17 protein-coding genes are annotated in these 15,013 nt (G+C 39.2%); 11 read left to right on the forward strand and 6 right to left on the reverse strand.

Features of this window, described 5'->3' with window-relative positions; genetic code table 11:
• The first annotated feature begins 146 nt into the window (after positions 1-146).
• The gene (locus HED67_RS02100) at positions 147-512 is read left to right on the forward strand and encodes a hypothetical protein (protein WP_246612080.1); all 366 of its coding nucleotides are present in this window, start codon (positions 147-149) and stop codon (positions 510-512) included.
• A 251-nt stretch (positions 513-763) separates the two neighbouring features.
• Here HED67_RS02100 and HED67_RS02105 read toward each other — a convergent pair whose 3' ends face one another.
• Complete coding sequence (locus HED67_RS02105; RefSeq protein ID WP_117539672.1) at positions 764-1,336, reverse strand: accessory gene regulator ArgB-like protein; 573 nt, start codon at positions 1,334-1,336, stop codon at positions 764-766.
• Entirely contained in the window at positions 1,333-1,497 is a 165-nt protein-coding gene (locus HED67_RS02110) for a cyclic lactone autoinducer peptide (RefSeq protein ID WP_221717382.1), read from the reverse strand. Before HED67_RS02110 ends, HED67_RS02105 begins: the two co-directional genes overlap by 4 nt.
• 852 nt (positions 1,498-2,349) lie before the next feature.
• Between HED67_RS02110 and HED67_RS02115 the strand changes: the two genes are divergently transcribed.
• The 10 genes from HED67_RS02115 to HED67_RS02160 all read left to right on the forward strand — a co-directional run bounded on the left by HED67_RS02115 (position 2,350) and on the right by HED67_RS02160 (position 9,639).
• Positions 2,350-3,081: a sensor histidine kinase gene (locus HED67_RS02115; RefSeq protein WP_246612091.1), complete on the forward strand. Its 732-nt coding sequence runs from the start codon at positions 2,350-2,352 to the stop codon at positions 3,079-3,081.
• Positions 3,082-3,098: 17 nt separating this feature from the next.
• Positions 3,099-3,803, forward strand: coding sequence for a LytR/AlgR family response regulator transcription factor (locus HED67_RS02120; protein ID WP_117528485.1), 705 nt, complete (start codon positions 3,099-3,101; stop codon positions 3,801-3,803).
• Positions 3,804-4,013: 210 nt separating this feature from the next.
• On the forward strand, positions 4,014-4,466 hold the full coding sequence (locus HED67_RS02125) for a hypothetical protein (protein WP_221717384.1): 453 nt from the start codon (positions 4,014-4,016) through the stop codon (positions 4,464-4,466).
• 84 nt (positions 4,467-4,550) lie between these two features.
• Positions 4,551-5,555, forward strand: coding sequence for a hypothetical protein (locus HED67_RS02130; protein WP_015513101.1), 1,005 nt, complete (start codon positions 4,551-4,553; stop codon positions 5,553-5,555).
• Positions 5,556-5,573: 18 nt separating this feature from the next.
• Positions 5,574-6,341: a hypothetical protein gene (locus HED67_RS02135; RefSeq protein ID WP_117539666.1), complete on the forward strand. Its 768-nt coding sequence runs from the start codon at positions 5,574-5,576 to the stop codon at positions 6,339-6,341.
• The gene (locus tag HED67_RS02140) at positions 6,338-7,198 is read left to right on the forward strand and encodes a hypothetical protein (RefSeq protein WP_015513108.1); all 861 of its coding nucleotides are present in this window, start codon (positions 6,338-6,340) and stop codon (positions 7,196-7,198) included. Before HED67_RS02135 ends, HED67_RS02140 begins: the two co-directional genes overlap by 4 nt.
• Positions 7,191-7,919, forward strand: coding sequence for a hypothetical protein (locus HED67_RS02145; protein WP_015513109.1), 729 nt, complete (start codon positions 7,191-7,193; stop codon positions 7,917-7,919). The genes HED67_RS02140 and HED67_RS02145 overlap by 8 nt, the downstream gene beginning before the upstream one ends.
• On the forward strand, positions 7,888-8,517 hold the full coding sequence (locus tag HED67_RS02150; RefSeq protein WP_117528481.1) for an ATP-binding cassette domain-containing protein: 630 nt from the start codon (positions 7,888-7,890) through the stop codon (positions 8,515-8,517). The genes HED67_RS02145 and HED67_RS02150 overlap by 32 nt, the downstream gene beginning before the upstream one ends.
• A 187-nt stretch (positions 8,518-8,704) precedes the next feature.
• Positions 8,705-9,262: a hypothetical protein gene (locus HED67_RS02155; RefSeq protein WP_178440292.1), complete on the forward strand. Its 558-nt coding sequence runs from the start codon at positions 8,705-8,707 to the stop codon at positions 9,260-9,262.
• A 116-nt stretch (positions 9,263-9,378) separates the two neighbouring features.
• Complete coding sequence (locus HED67_RS02160) at positions 9,379-9,639, forward strand: hypothetical protein (RefSeq protein ID WP_178440294.1); 261 nt, start codon at positions 9,379-9,381, stop codon at positions 9,637-9,639.
• A 168-nt stretch (positions 9,640-9,807) separates the two neighbouring features.
• On the opposite strand, the gene arcC is transcribed toward HED67_RS02160, so the two are convergent.
• The 4 genes from arcC to dpaL all read right to left on the reverse strand — a co-directional run bounded on the left by arcC (position 9,808) and on the right by dpaL (position 14,829).
• Positions 9,808-10,752, reverse strand: coding sequence for a carbamate kinase (arcC, locus tag HED67_RS02165; RefSeq protein WP_015513113.1), 945 nt, complete (start codon positions 10,750-10,752; stop codon positions 9,808-9,810).
• A gap of 105 nt (positions 10,753-10,857) precedes the next feature.
• Positions 10,858-12,054 (reverse strand): knotted carbamoyltransferase YgeW, encoded by a 1,197-nt coding sequence (gene ygeW, locus HED67_RS02170; protein WP_015513114.1) that lies wholly within the window; start codon positions 12,052-12,054, stop codon positions 10,858-10,860.
• 113 nt (positions 12,055-12,167) lie between these two features.
• Positions 12,168-13,481 carry a YgeY family selenium metabolism-linked hydrolase gene (locus HED67_RS02175; RefSeq protein WP_178440298.1) on the reverse strand — a complete coding sequence of 438 codons (1,314 nt, stop codon included), beginning with the start codon at positions 13,479-13,481 and terminating at the stop codon, positions 12,168-12,170.
• A gap of 94 nt (positions 13,482-13,575) precedes the next feature.
• Positions 13,576-14,829: a diaminopropionate ammonia-lyase gene (gene dpaL, locus HED67_RS02180; RefSeq protein ID WP_015513116.1), complete on the reverse strand. Its 1,254-nt coding sequence runs from the start codon at positions 14,827-14,829 to the stop codon at positions 13,576-13,578.
• Positions 14,830-15,013: the final 184 nt, after the last annotated feature.

Consider the following 15,013-nt stretch of genomic DNA (forward strand, 5'->3'; position numbering starts at 1 on the left):
ACAAATAGCATAAGAAGAATAACTATATAGGGCAGGGACTGCCCGAATTTACGCCTGTGGAGATAGTAGGTCACGAGGTCTGTGAAGCAGGAAGCCCATTGGCTTTAGACAATGGGTAGTTCACGGATGGTAATCAGACAATTATCTTGAGTACACAAGGAACGAATCCATCGGAAGTACCGGTGGAATTGGTGAATTTTCTGAAATATGTTGGCCAGGATACGGATGAAGCAGAAACGAATGATGATTATGTGAGATTGTTGCAGGAACAGATAAAACGCATAAAACAAAACCGTGACTGGGAGGGAAAGTATATGCTGTTAGAAGAGATGATGCGAGATGAGCGAGAAGAAGGCAGACAAGAAGGCAGAGAAGAAGGCAGACAGGAAGGTCAGGAGCGAATGAGTCAGCTGATTTTGTTGTTGTTAAAGCAGAACAGGAATGAAGATATTGCCAAAGCAGCTGCAGACAGAGATTATCAGGAGCAACTGTTCAAGGAGTTTAACTTGTAAAGGGATACTGTGCGAGTATCTGATGGATGAAGAAGAATTACTTGAGGACATAAGATAAAATACAGAATGAGAGTGAAATAAAATGTATAAAAAAGTAGTAAACAGTTTACTTGAAGTATGGGGCAAGAGGAATCCTGTTTACGAAAGATAAAAGCACTATAATTAAAGAGGGAGGATATGACTCATTTGGAATCATATCCTCCCTGTGTTTTGTCCTGAAGAAGCAGCAAATCTGAGATATTTGTACCTAATCAGGATGTTTTCATTTTGCTAATGATACATGGTATCTGCAGCGCAGCAGATAAAATAAGTCCCAGTGCAAGGCATACCGCCCAATGACTGAATCCTGTACAGCTAAGAAGCAGAATGATACTGTTATACAATATCATTGCAGCAATGACAACATGCCGAAAATGTTTCTGCTCATCAAGTGTTGCCGGACGCTGAGGTGACATGATGGGACTGTTGATCATTAGACTAATTGATGCCAGTGCCAGTACAATATACAGTGCCAGACAAGTTGAAATATGAATTGCCAGATACATAAAGCCAGACAGCAGTGTACAGGAAATGATAAGGCATGTCCGTGCTGTTTTAGCATGGAAGCCACCGCTGAATTTTCGGATAGTCATAAAGGGAAGAATGAGAAGCAGAGCTTCCGGCAGCCTTCCGATACATGCACTAATGATAAATAAAAGAAATAGCGGTGTCCATGCAAATAGAAAACAATATGCAGCATAGACATAAAGCTCACGATCGGCTGGTTGAAGAGTATCTTCGCGAATCAGCCAGTCAATTAAGTGATTTGAAATAGTGGTAATCATTTTTTATTATGAGAAAGATTTTTCTTAAATTGAGTTAAACTTTCAGGAGCTGAAGGTTCATGACAGAGCAGTGTAGAGTTGGAATGCGCTTCTGTATGAATGACTATTTTAAGAAAATTAGAGGTTACATTGGCAAGTGAATAATTGCTATCTTTTTTCATAAAATTAGATCTCCTTTGCTAAATGAATTAAGATTTATTATATTGTAATATCTTATTTACTATATTACAGTGAGTGGTGACAAGATGTCTAGAGAACATGACAGATGGTTAAGAAAAAGATAAAAACTGTGTTAGAAAGTAGAATATTAGTCGTTAAAGAGAATATAAAAGAAGATTTCTGTAACACATGATTTTAAATAGCGCCTTCGCAGTTGACTTATATACTTTGAATGAATATAATTTGAGAATAGCAGGGGTGAAAGGAAACATAAGATGATTGATATTATAAATATAGGGGTAAATTATATCATTGAGATGGTTGCTGCATGGCAATATTTTCGTAGTTTTTACAGTTCGAAATGTTCAAAACAGACAGAGTGTATGTTTATGGTAAGCGCATATGTAATGATGTTTTGCTTGTTTTGGCTTCAGATATTCTGGTTTAATGCCGTTGACTTTTTGATTATTAATTGCTTTTTATGTTTTTATTTATTTTCCAGAAGGATGTCATCTTCTGTTTTTCATGCATTGATTTTAACTGTAGCAATGGTAGTCACGGAAGTAATTATAGAGTTGGTATGTATGCGATTATTAGATGGATTTCTTGTTTTTACGCAGAATTCAATTTCTTATGCTATTGTATCTATTGGCAGCCGTATATTTTATTTTTTTGTTATACGAATTATTATTGTAGTTTTTGCACCGAAGAAAGAGAGATTGGAAGCCAAAAGCGGCTTTACAGTTTTATTGAGTGTCACTCCATTGATATCAGTTTGGCTTACTCTTGTAATTGTAGTGATTTGTATGAATGGCCATATAGATTTCATAATGGGTGGAATGCTATTGGCGAGTATGGCGCTTCTTCTTGTTATGAATTTTGTTGTATTTTGGGCCTATGATTCTGATCAGAAATTTATGAGGAACTATTTGATGATGCAGGCTGATCTGAAAGAGCAGCAGGCAGAAGCGGAGTATTATCGCAGATTGGCGGAGCAGACAGAGAATCAGAAGATTTTAATTCATGATATCAAGAATCATCTGCAGACGATTGCAGGTTTGAGTGAAGATGGTGGAGAATCGAAGATTCATGAATATGTGCAGCAATTAATGGAGATGCCGGAGATGAAATCTTCGGTGACTTATTGTAGTCAGCCGGTGCTGAATGTGATTCTGGGACAATATCAGGAGATTTGTAAGAAGAAGAGCATTCAGTTTGGGGTTGACATCCGAAAGGATAGTGTAGATTATATAACCATGGATGATTTAACAGCTCTGTTTGGCAATCTTCTGAAAAATGCTGTGGAAGCTGCAGCAGGTGTGTCAGAAGCTTATATAGATGTGACGGTGAATTATAATTATAAGTCAAAGCAGACATTTATATCTGTAGAAAATTCGGTACTGTATCCACCGAGGTTTGATGGAGATGGCGGACTTATTTCACGGAAGAATGATGGCAAGTTGCATGGGGTAGGAATAAAGAGTATTCAGCGTGCGGCCGAACATTATCAGGGAGAAGTAAGTTATCATTATGATAAAGAAGCGAAATGTTTTCATATGATGGTTTTGCTGACGAATAACAAGTGATGGGGTGGAGAATAGAAATGAGAATTGCTGTATGTGATGATGATCAGAACTTTTGTAAAGAAATGCTGAAGTATCTTCAAGGTTATTTTAAAGAGAAGAAATTGAAGCAGCCGGAATATGTTTGTTTTTCCAGTGGAGAAGCAATGATGAAAGCCGGAGGAATATTTGATATGGCTTTTCTGGATGTGGAAATGGATGGCATCAGTGGTATTCATGCCGGTGAGTATCTGAAAAAGAAGAATGATAAAATTCTCATTTTTATTGTAACTTCTTTTCCGGAATATCTGGATGAAGCCATGTCATTCAGGGTTTTCAGATATTTGTCAAAGCCACTTGACAAGGCTAGACTGTATCGGAATTTGGAAGCAGCACTGAAGATTTATACGGTATCTAATCGTAAAATAGCCGTGGAGACAAAAGATGGGACGTATAGTCTTACGGCAGAAAATATTGTGATGGTGGAGGCTGTCAATCGGAAGGTAATCTTGTATACATTAAAACGTGAATTTGAATGTGTTCATCCAATTAAATATTGGGCGGAACAACTAACAGATAAATGCTTTTGTCAGCCACATCGGAGTTTTATTGTGAATCTGAAATATGTACAGAAATTTGATAACCATCTTATTTCTCTGGCTGGTGACAGAGTGGCTTATTTGACAAGACGAAAATACAAAGAATTTAAAGATGCGTATTTGTTTTACTTAGAGAGTGCAAAATAATAATCTAATAGAAGCGGATTAAAGCACTGCTGTTTTATTGGAAGACAGAATGGGTTTTATATAATCCATTAGATTTCAAGAAGACAGTAGTTCTTTTAAAATTGACCAAAAATAGCTGAAAAATGTCGTTTGATTCATATAGTATTGCTAAAAATGTTGCTTTGAAGTATATTGATGGAAAGAAAATTGCTTTATGAAGGAGGAAGGAAAATGAGAAAATTATTTAAGATGGGAATTGTTACGTGTTTATTATGTTGTTTATTGGCGTCTACCGTCTATGCAGGAAATTCGAGTTTTGGTTCAACAAAAGTCAAATATCAGACGTTGAGTACTGGAACGGAATTAACATCTACCAGTTCAAGAAACACAAAAGCGACAACAAATGCAAAATGGTTTTATTATGTAACAGCTATTTCATTTCCGCGGAGTACAGATGGAACTTTAGGCATGATGCATGTACCGGGGTTATATTCTCATGCTAATGAAATATATCAGGCAAAGGGCGAAGCACAGTGGACAAAAACGACATTTTCTTATTTGGATTATGCTGGATGGTTAAGCGGACAGGGAAAAGCAGGAACAACATATACCTTATGTGCACGTTTGGATAATCTTTTCCGTAGTGGTTATGGCTATACACAGGGTGCGTGGAATTCTAACTAGTTTCTATTCAAATCAAATAATTAGAGGTCGGCAACCAGGTCGTTTTTCGACCTGGTTGTTTTTTTAATGATGAGGATAAATATTATGAACAGAAAAATCATAGGAATTTTGGGATTAGTAGGTTTAGTGCTGACAGGCTGTGCGGCACCAGAAGTTGAAACAGAGCAAACAATGATGGGTTCTTACAGCTCAGATGAAATTATGCAAGATAATGGCCGAAAAATAGAAAAGCATTTTCAAAATGAAGGAGAAGATGGTGTGCTTGATATAAATGCTGTTGTGGATATTCCGGATATATCGTTGAAAGAAGGCGTTATACAAAGTAAAGAATGGGATATTTCCATGTTGGAAAATGTGCTGTGTCCAGGGACAGATATGATTTTAGAGCAGAACAGTCAAAGCGACTATACACGTTATATTGGTGGATCTGCTTATAATGATTTGGATTATGATATATATTTTGAAATTTCAAAATTAGATAATTCATTGACGTATTGTAATTATAAGTTAGATGATTATTTTGTTAATGAGGAGTTTGAATTAGTAAAGGAGACTGAATGGACAGAATCAGAGCAAAATTTTGTAAAGAAAATGGAAGAAAATAGTTTAGACTTGTATTCGAAATTGGGTATAGAAGCGGAAGTTGCAAATACAGATTTAACAGTTTCAAATGAAAAACAGTATTGCAGTGTAAAAATGTTAAGAACTTTAGATGGGTGTTCCTGGCTGGATGCAGGCGGAGAGCCTGTTTGTGATACGATACAAATAGCAGAACCGGGGATTAATGTTTTGTCAGTAGCAGAACAATATACGACAAAGGATGTTAAAGAGGCAAGCGTATTATCTATTGATGAAATCATGCAGATTATTGATGATGGGGTAAAGAACGGAAATATTCACACATATATAATGGAAGAAAAAGGCTTTGATTATACAATACAATCCATACGGATGGGATATATGACACAAATAGAAGATGGAGCAATGCACTTTTTCCCAGTATGGTATTTTCAATGTAAATTGGGTGAAAAAGGTATTACATTACTGGCTCTGGATGCAAGAAATGGTGCTGTTATTTATATGGGATAAAGAAGGATATAATAAACGATGAAAAGAATAATGTTAAAAAGATCAATATTAAATATCCGAATGCTGTTTGTTATTGTTACCAATTTTATTATCTTGTTTGTAAGTCTATTTGAATATGGAATTATAACAGTGGATGGGAAGACTCCGGGCACTACATATGATATTTTGACTATGTATACAATTCCCTTTGCAATTTCTTCATTTATTATATTTGCAGGGATATTTCCGGGGCTACCATATGCGTTTAGTTATTTAGAAGAACGTAATAGTGGATATTTGAAGTATATTCGGACAAGAATTAATATAGGAAAGTATGCAAAATATAAAGTGCTTTTTAGTGGATTGTCAGGTGGATTATCTGTTATGATTCCTGGGGTTATGATTTTTGCAGTTATTTGTTTGATTGGGCGAAAAGTCATTCCTGGTGATAATGGACATATATTTAAACAATTGATGTGGGCACCGTACATGTATATTTGGGGTGGTCGTTTTGTGTTGTTGTTAAAAGCAATATTATTGTTTTTATTTGGTGCAATGTGGGCCGAATTAGCTTTATTATTTTCAAATATTTTTAAAAATCGATATGTGGCCTATGTTTTACCCTTTTTAGCCTATGAATTAATGTGGTTAGTATTTCCAGTTGGAATATGGAATCCGGTATACCTTGTCAGAAGTGATTTTGGTCGTGATATTCCGGTATTTATACCATATTTAGTAGATATGGGGTATATTGTAATATTATGTTTAATCAATATGGTGTTAATGAAGCGGAGGGGGCGGCAATGAATATAAATTTCCGTCAAATAATACTTGTTTTATCAGGGCAGCTACGAGCTGCTTTGATGTCGAAAAGAGTTTTGATTGGATATTTGATTGGAGTAATGGCGGCATTAAAGGCGGCGTATTTGTATGGAGAGTATGCGTCGAATCATCCAATCCAAATATTTGAACCATGGCTGATGAATTTTAGAAGTCTTGCTGATATTACAATTATGTTAGTTGGATTTATTCTTGTTGTGGCAGATGCTCCTTTTGTAGATTCAAGGTCACTTTTGACAATATACCGCACTTCGAGAGGAAATTGGTATGATGGGCTGTGTTTGTATGTTTTAGTGCAGGGAATTATCTATTTTGCACTATCATTGACGGCAAGCTGTATTTATACGATTCCTCATGGTTATATTCAAAATCAATGGAGTGTGGCAATGAAGCAATTAGTTTTGTGGCCGTCGGACAAAGCAATCATAACATGGCATCTTGTTGCACCGGATAAAACTTTGATTGAAGGGGTTCTTCCGTGGGAATCGGTTTTTCATACATTTTTGTTGATGCTTTTGTACAGTCTGGTGCTTGGAATGCTATTATATGTACTCAATGCTGGAATAAACAAGGCAATAGGAACCATCGCGGCAGCAGCTGTTCATGTAAGCGGCATAATTTTAATGAATCTAAATGTTTCATATAAGATTACAAGGTGGTCATTGCTGAAAAACAGTAGCTATCTTTGGCATTTTGAGGCAAAACTTGATTTAGTGTTTTCATATGCTCTCTTTTTATTGTGTTATGTCTGCATTTTGTTTATTGGTCCGATAATATTAAAACATGCGGATTTCAGGTATTCAGTAGGTGAAGAAAATGACTAAGAAATATCGATGGATTTTCGGCATACTAATCACAATATGTATGAGTATAATTTTAATTTTGATTTCAAGTATTGCTTTAGATTATCATAGAAATGTCTGGCGTTATCTTGGAGGACCTGTGAGTGATGGTATTGTTCCTCAGAAGGTGATTGAGTGGCTGTTGATAGTGACGCCGGTTTGGACAATATGTGGTTGGTGGCTAAATAATCAATTCGCACTTGTTCAAATGACAGTGTTTCGATATGGGAATATAGGTGTATGGTGGAAACAGCAGATAAAGGAAGTGTACTTATTACATAGCTGGTATTATATTTTAATGTTTGTGGTTTTGAAATTGAGAATACAGAAATATTGGACGGCTAATTTGTATTTAGAGATTTTAATGATTTTGATACATTCACTTTTTATGTTAACAATAATGATTTTAATAAGAATTGTCGTTAATAATATGCTGGCTTCTTTTACTTGCATTTTGATGTTAGAAATTTTGAGTATTTATGCTTCGGCACAAAAATGGTTTAGTCCAAAATACTGTCCATTTGTCTGGGGGATGTATAATGTATGTAATCAGACATATCCAAATAAAGGGTATGATATAGAAAAAGCTATTGTGTTGTCAGTTGTTTTTATTATAGTATTAAATGCTGCGATTTTTGTGGATAAGAAGTTGTTGAAAAGGAGTTTGAGCCATGGAAAAAATAGAACTGATAGGAGTGAATAAGTCTTTTAAAGAGGAAAAAGTATTAAAAGATATTTGTTTAACATTAACTGACAATAAAATTTACGGTTTTGTTGGCAGAAATGGTTCTGGGAAATCGGTCTTATTTAAGATTATTTGTGGGTACGTGATAGCGGACAGTGGAAAAATTATGATAGATGGTAAAGAACTTGGAAAGGATATGGATTTTCCAGAAGGATTAGGAGCTTTAATTGAAACGCCTGGATTTATCTGGTATCAAAGTGGGTTCGAAAACTTACGTTATCTGGCTCGTATTAGAAATAAAATTAATGATGCACAGGTAAAGGATGCAATACGTCAGGTTGGGTTGAATCCAGACAGTAAGAAATGGGTAGGGAAATATTCCATGGGGATGAAGCAGAGACTGGGAATTGCTCAAGCGATTATGGAAAATCCAGATATTTTAGTTTTGGATGAGCCGATGAATGCATTAGATGAGGAAGGCGTTGAGGAAATTAGGCAGCTTTTGTTGAAATATCGACAGCTGGGGAGATGTATTCTCATTACAAGCCATAATAGGGAGGATATTGAAATATTATGTGATGAGGTATTTGAAATAAAAAGCGGTGTATTGCAATAATGTTTTTTGTTGCATAGGAAATTGCGTCCTATGCAACAAAAATGCTCCGAGAGGGCGCGCATTGTCCGATGGACAATAGCTATGCGTTGACAAAAACGGAGTGAAGATGCACTTATGATGCGCCCTTCTGGTATCATATTCATACAAACACTTTCGAATATATTATGAGAAGAAAGGGGCAATGGGTATGAGAAAATCAGGGAATTTACGGATGATTATGGCAGCAGCATTGACGCTGGTATGTGTTATGACGATAGCAGGATGCGGTAAGCAGCAGGCGGGCGCAGGATCAGGTTCAGAGCAAAGTGCACAAAGTGCTCTGGAACATGTGCTGAGCTGTACAGTTCAGGAGGCTGCTGATTTTGAGACGGCATCGGAAGAAATTAAACAGGCAGCAGAGGAAACCGGGGATGAGACAGGGATTGTTTCTGTAGATGGACTGGAAACATATTTTCAGGGGAGATTCGGGGATGATATGACTGAAGATTGTCTGAACAAGATGATGACGGATCGCACCATTGCAGTGAGTATCAAACTGGCGGAGCAGTATCAGTCAGATATTCTGGCAGAGGACATTCAATTGACGAAGAAATCAAGCAACGAAGATATGTATGATTTCGAAGCAAAGTTGGTGACAGCAGCTGACAGTAAGCAGATTGCATCAGTGACGGGCGTTGTCACGATGGAGGAGAGGCAGTCGTCCTGGAAGATTTCTAATTTGACGCTAAAAGTAAGTGAGTCATAAATGGTTCATAAAAGTAAGTGAGTCATAAATATTTCTATTGAGTGTAGAAACATCCTCTGGTATACTAATTGTATAGAAACGAAAACAATGGCAGCTCTTATAAGGAGGCGATGCGGATGAAGTCTTTCAAAACTTTACGAATGGTGATAACGATTGTGGATGTGGTGTGTTTATTGGCCGTGTTGTTTGTTCCGGCTCTTGAGGCAGCGAAGCATAACTTCTTTGCCTGGCTGATTCTGGGACTTCTGACGTTGTATGTTCTCTTTATGTGGCTGGTGTTAGGGCGCAGAAACAACAGTGGTTATGATGCAGAGAGTGACCGTGAGGCAGATATTTCGAAGGAACTGCTTTCTCAGAGGAATAAGTGGTACTGGTAATAAGATAAGCGTGTAAGAAATCTAAGATAAGAAACTGCACAAAAAAATAATAAATAATAAATCAAATAAAACAGGCGTATGAATAATGTGAGAAGGTTCATACGCCTGTTCTTTAATAAGGTAGGAATTTACTAAGCAAAATATGCTTTGTTAATGAAGTATTTTGTTTTACAGATGGAATCTTGTTCCTGTTTTGCCCTGGATACCGTCTTTGGATTTCTCCAGAAGTGTGATCAGAGCTGTGCGGCCTTCCTTGGAGGAAGCGAAGTCAACGGCTGCCTGTACTTTTGGAAGCATGGAGCCAGGTGCGAAATGACCTTCTTCCATGTATTTCTTTGCTTCTTCAACTGTCAGATCTTCAAGCCACTGTTCGTTTGGTTTGCCGAAGTTGATGGCAACCTTTTCAACAGCTGTGAGAATGATGAGGAAATCTGCGTCCAGTTCCTGAGCCAGAAGACAGCTTGCGAAGTCTTTGTCGATAACTGCGCTGGCGCCCTTTAAGTGGTTGCCCTGACGGGTAACAGGAATACCGCCGCCGCCGCAGGCGATAACCAGGTCTCCGGATTCAACCATTGTACGGATAGTACCGATTTCAATGATTTCTGCAGGTTTTGGAGAAGCAACAACACGGCGATAGCCTCTGCCGGCATCTTCTTTCATGATGTAGCCGTATTTTTCTTCCATCATCTTCGCCTGTTCTTCGTTGAAGAACTTGCCGATCGGTTTGGATGGATTGTTGAAAGCAGGATCATCTTCATTGACACGAACCTGTGTGATCATTGTTGCAACAGGGATATCTGTGATACCGCGGTTGAACAGCTCTTCACGCAGTGCGTTCTGAAGGTCGTATCCGATGTAAGCCTGGCTCATGGCAACACAGACAGATAACGGTGTGTTTGGCTGCTGTGCATCTTCATGTGTCAGTGCGATCATCGCATTGTTGATCATACCAACCTGTGGGCCATTGCCGTGTGTAACAACAACTTCACAGCCTTCTTCGATTAAATCTACAATAGCTTTGGAAGTTACTTTTACAGCTGCCATCTGCTCCGGCAGTGTATTCCCCAGTGCATTGCCGCCAAGTGCGATAACGATTCTTTTCTTCTTATTCATTCTAAATATTTCCCCCAAAATAAACAAAATAACGGTTTTTGCGATTTATATAAGGCGGAGGTGAATCCCCGCCTTATATGTTAAGTTGTTAAGTTAAATTTAATCTTATTTGAAGATTCTAGGCATAGATCTTTCTTCGAGTTTCTTCAGGATTTCCTGTGGATTTTCGAATTTAGCAAGGAAGATCATAGCTGCGATGATATATGGTTTGTAGCTTGCTTCTTTGTAAAGAGGATCTCTGTAACGATCGAATACGGAAGCATCAACTTCACCTTCTTCACAGCTTACGCCTGTGATGTCAGCTGGCAGGCAGTGCAGGTAAAGAGCTTTGCCGTTCTTTGTTGTAGCCATAAGTTCTTCTGTACAAGCCCAGTCTTTGTGTTCTGCGTTCTGAGCAAGGAGTTCTTTTTCAAGAGCTTTGATACCTTCTGTATCGCCGTTGCCGTAGAGTTCTGTACGTTTTTCCATAGCAGCGAAAGGAGCCCAGCTCTTTGGATATACGATATCAGCATCTTTGAATGCTTCTGCCATGTTGTTTGTCTTTGTGAAGGAACCGCCGGATTTCTTAGCGTTTTCAGCTGCAACAGCTTCAACTTCTGGGAATACTTCATAGCCTTCCGGATGAGCAAGTACAACGTCCATACCGAAACGAGTCATCAGACCGATGATACCCTGAGGAACGGAGAGTGGTTTGCCATAAGATGGAGAGTAAGCCCAGGACATAGCGATCTTTTTGCCTTTAAGGTTTTCAACACCGCCGAATTCATGGATGATGTGAAGCATATCAGCCATAGCCTGTGTAGGATGGTCGATATCGCACTGAAGGTTAACCAGAGTAGGTTTCTGCTCAAGGATACCGTCTTTGTTGCCCTGTGTTACAGCGTCAACAACTTCATGCATGTATTTGTTGCCTTTGCCGATGTACATATCATCACGGATACCGATAACGTCAGCCATGAAGGAGATCATGTTTGCTGTTTCACGAACTGTTTCGCCGTGAGCAACCTGAGATTTGCCTTCATCCAGATCCTGAACTTCAAGACCAAGAAGGTTACATGCGGAAGCAAAGGAGAAACGTGTACGTGTAGAGTTATCACGGAATAAAGAAATACCAAGACCACTTTCGAATACCTTTGTGGAGATGTTGTTCTCTCTCATGTAACGAAGCGCATCAGCAACTGTGAAAACAGCTTCAAGTTCGTCGTCTGATTTCTCCCATGTCAGGAAGAAGTCACCGTTGTACATTTCTTTGAAGTTAAGTGCGTTTAATTTGTCGATATAAGCCTGTAATTTAGCATCCATTATAATAATCCTCCGTTTGATTAAGTGCCGTGCACCGGTTAAAAATTGTCCGATGCACGGAAGTTTTATTGGTTTATAATACGTTAACTTTTATAGTATAGTCTTTTTTGAAATTATTCGCAATAGGACATTGGCAGAGCAGCGTAAACAGCAGCACATGTAACCAGATCCTGTTTCCATGTCATTTCGTTAGGAGCGTGAGCCTGAGCTTCTGCACCTGGTCCGAAACCGATACATGGGATACCGTTTCTACCCATGATAGAAACGCCGTTTGTGGAGAATGTCCACTTATCTGTCAGTGGGCGAGCCTGACGCATTTCAAGTGTGTCAGCAGCACCGATTCTCTTATCGCCGTACAGACCATGGTAAGCAGCTTCAAGTGCTTTTGTAACCTTGTGATCCTTTGGAATCGCCCATGTTGGGAAGTAGCATTCGATTTCGTATACACAGCCTGTGTAGGATGGACGGTCATAGTTGTACATGGAAACAACAACGTCATCACCGTATTTCTTTACGCTAGGCAGGTTGCGGATTTCTTCCAGACAGCTTTCCCATGTCTCGCCGAATGTCATACGACGGTCAAGAGATACTGCACAGGAGTCAGCAACTGCACAACGGCTTGGGGATGTGTAGAAGATCTGAGATGTTGTAACTGTACCTCGGCCAAGGAAGCGAGCTTCTTCCCAGTCAGGGTTGTATTTAGGATTCAGCATCTTAACAAGACCTTTGATCTCTGTTTCGTCTGCATCATCATTTTCATTCAGTGCACGAACATCCTGAAGGATATCAGCCATCTTGTAGATTGCGTTGTCACCACGTTCTGGAGCAGAACCATGGCAGGAAACACCCTTAACGTCGATACGGATTTCCATACGTCCGCGCTGACCTCTGTAGATACCGCCGTCTGTAGGCTCTGTAGATACTACGAATTCAGGACGAACTTTGTCTTCGTTGATGATGTACTGCCAGCAAAGGCCATCACAGTCTTCTTCCTGAACAGAACCAACAACCATGATCTTGTAACCTTCCGGAATCAGGTTGTAATCTTTCATGATCTTAGCGCCGTAAACAGCAGATACAACACCGCCGCACTGGTCAGATACACCACGGCCGCCGATTTCTGTTTCGTTCTCATAACCATCATATGGATCGAATGTCCAGTTGTTGATATTGCCGATACCTACTGTATCGATATGGCCGTCGAAAGCGATAATCTTGTCGCCTGTACCCATGTAACCGATAACGTTACCCTGTGGATCGATGACAACTTCATCGAAGTCCAGTTTCTTCATCTCAGCAGCAATTGTCTCTACATGAGCCTTTTCATCACAGCTTTCGCCAGGATTCTTAACGATGGCACGTAAGAAAGCTGTCATATCAGCCTGATAGCCCTGTGCTACTTCTTTGATTTTGTTAAAGTCTAACATTTTTTTACCCTCCATAATGTTCATATATTGTAACGCTACAAAATTGTTTCTCTATTTATATGTAATAACTGTCAAAGGCAGTTAAAACGAATGCTTAGTTTTCCTGAAGATCAGCAAATGGTTCTTTGTCTGTGCCGCATAAGCCTTCCCATACGATTTCACGATAACGGTCAGGATCTGTATCGCCTTCAGAAGAAACAAGAAGTACCTGAGAATTCTCATCCAGTTTCAGTGCTTCCTTGAGTTCCTTTAATTCAGGTTTTGTCATGATCGCTGCAACCAGACCCATTGTAACGGAACCGGATTCACCGGAGATAACTCTTTCGTCACCTTTCATTGGTGAGCTGTAAATACGTGTACCGTTGGCACTTACCCAATCAGGACAAGATACGAATGCATCTGCATGATTGCGAAGGATATCCCATGATACTGTGTTTGGTTCGCCGCAGGCAAGACCAGCCATGATTGTGAGCATATCGCCTGTAACATCTACGCGGCTGCCGTCACCCTTGGAAGCAGAGCGGAAGAGGCAGTCTGCAGCTTTGGCTTCTACAACTGTCATGATCGGTGGGTTTTCTTTGAAGCGGTTAGCGAAGTAACCAACAACTGCACCGGCCAGTGAGCCAACGCCTGCCTGAATGAAGATATGTGTTGGACGGCAGTTGTCTTCTTCTAACTGATGATCAGCTTCAAGTGCGAGTGTACCGTAACCCTGCATGATCCATGTAGGAATTTCTTCATAACCTTCCCAGGCTGTATCCTGAACCATGATGCCGTGTTCTGTCTCAGCCGCTTCCTTCGCAGCCATACGAACACATTCGTCATAGTTAAGATTCTCAATAGTAACTGTTGCATTTTCCTTTGCAATATTATTTAAACGAGTCTGTGTTGTGCCCTTCGGCATTCTGACTACGCATTTCTGTCCAAGCTTATTCGCTGCCCATGCAACGCCGCGGCCGTGATTACCATCTGTTGCTGTGAAGAATGTTGCCTGACCGAAGTCTTCCTTGAGTTTCTCAGAAGTTAATACATCATAAGGAACTTCGCTGACATCCTTGCCGAGCTGCTGTGCCATGTATCGTGCGATTGCATAAGAACCGCCGAGAACCTTGAAAGCATTCAGACCGAATCGATAGGATTCATCCTTTACATAAAGTTTCTTAAGTCCGAGATACTCGGCCAGATGCGGAAGTCCTGTAAGAGGTGTAACTGAATACTGAGGAAAGCTCTTGTGGAAATTGTTTGCTTTCGACATCTCCTCCAGAGACATGTTAGCGACCTGTTTGTCATCACTCTTCGGCATCTTGTTTAATACCCATTTGATTTGATTATCTGCTTTGTTAGCCATTGCTGAACCTCCATAAAACTATGCTTGATAAGTCTCATTTTGTCTCCCTGTAATCATCATAACAGATTATCTGAAAAATGCAAGAGAAAAATCAAAAAAATTTTTAGGAATCAAAAAATTTTTTTAGAAAGTGCTTGTGTTTTGTCTAATATAATGTTAAAATGACAATCAGAGAATATTTCTT

Source organism: Pseudocoprococcus catus, from assembly GCF_019734885.1.
Classification (GTDB): domain Bacteria; phylum Bacillota; class Clostridia; order Lachnospirales; family Lachnospiraceae; genus Coprococcus_A; species Coprococcus_A catus.

What these genes read in the sequence shown, in the direction of transcription:
- HED67_RS02105 (WP_117539672.1), bottom strand. Translation starts at nt 1,336, where the DNA reads ATGATTACCACTATTTCAAATCACTTAATTGACTGGCTGATTCGCGAA.
- HED67_RS02110 (WP_221717382.1), bottom strand. Translation starts at nt 1,497, where the DNA reads ATGAAAAAAGATAGCAATTATTCACTTGCCAATGTAACCTCTAATTTT.
- HED67_RS02115 (WP_246612091.1), top strand. Translation starts at nt 2,350, where the DNA reads ATGGCGCTTCTTCTTGTTATGAATTTTGTTGTATTTTGGGCCTATGAT.
- HED67_RS02120 (WP_117528485.1), top strand. Translation starts at nt 3,099, where the DNA reads ATGAGAATTGCTGTATGTGATGATGATCAGAACTTTTGTAAAGAAATG.
- HED67_RS02125 (WP_221717384.1), top strand. Translation starts at nt 4,014, where the DNA reads ATGAGAAAATTATTTAAGATGGGAATTGTTACGTGTTTATTATGTTGT.
- HED67_RS02130 (WP_015513101.1), top strand. Translation starts at nt 4,551, where the DNA reads ATGAACAGAAAAATCATAGGAATTTTGGGATTAGTAGGTTTAGTGCTG.
- HED67_RS02135 (WP_117539666.1), top strand. Translation starts at nt 5,574, where the DNA reads ATGAAAAGAATAATGTTAAAAAGATCAATATTAAATATCCGAATGCTG.
- HED67_RS02140 (WP_015513108.1), top strand. Translation starts at nt 6,338, where the DNA reads ATGAATATAAATTTCCGTCAAATAATACTTGTTTTATCAGGGCAGCTA.
- HED67_RS02145 (WP_015513109.1), top strand. Translation starts at nt 7,191, where the DNA reads ATGACTAAGAAATATCGATGGATTTTCGGCATACTAATCACAATATGT.
- HED67_RS02150 (WP_117528481.1), top strand. Translation starts at nt 7,888, where the DNA reads ATGGAAAAAATAGAACTGATAGGAGTGAATAAGTCTTTTAAAGAGGAA.
- HED67_RS02155 (WP_178440292.1), top strand. Translation starts at nt 8,705, where the DNA reads ATGAGAAAATCAGGGAATTTACGGATGATTATGGCAGCAGCATTGACG.
- HED67_RS02160 (WP_178440294.1), top strand. Translation starts at nt 9,379, where the DNA reads ATGAAGTCTTTCAAAACTTTACGAATGGTGATAACGATTGTGGATGTG.
- arcC (WP_015513113.1), bottom strand. Translation starts at nt 10,752, where the DNA reads ATGAATAAGAAGAAAAGAATCGTTATCGCACTTGGCGGCAATGCACTG.
- ygeW (WP_015513114.1), bottom strand. Translation starts at nt 12,054, where the DNA reads ATGGATGCTAAATTACAGGCTTATATCGACAAATTAAACGCACTTAAC.
- HED67_RS02175 (WP_178440298.1), bottom strand. Translation starts at nt 13,481, where the DNA reads ATGTTAGACTTTAACAAAATCAAAGAAGTAGCACAGGGCTATCAGGCT.
- dpaL (WP_015513116.1), bottom strand. Translation starts at nt 14,829, where the DNA reads ATGGCTAACAAAGCAGATAATCAAATCAAATGGGTATTAAACAAGATG.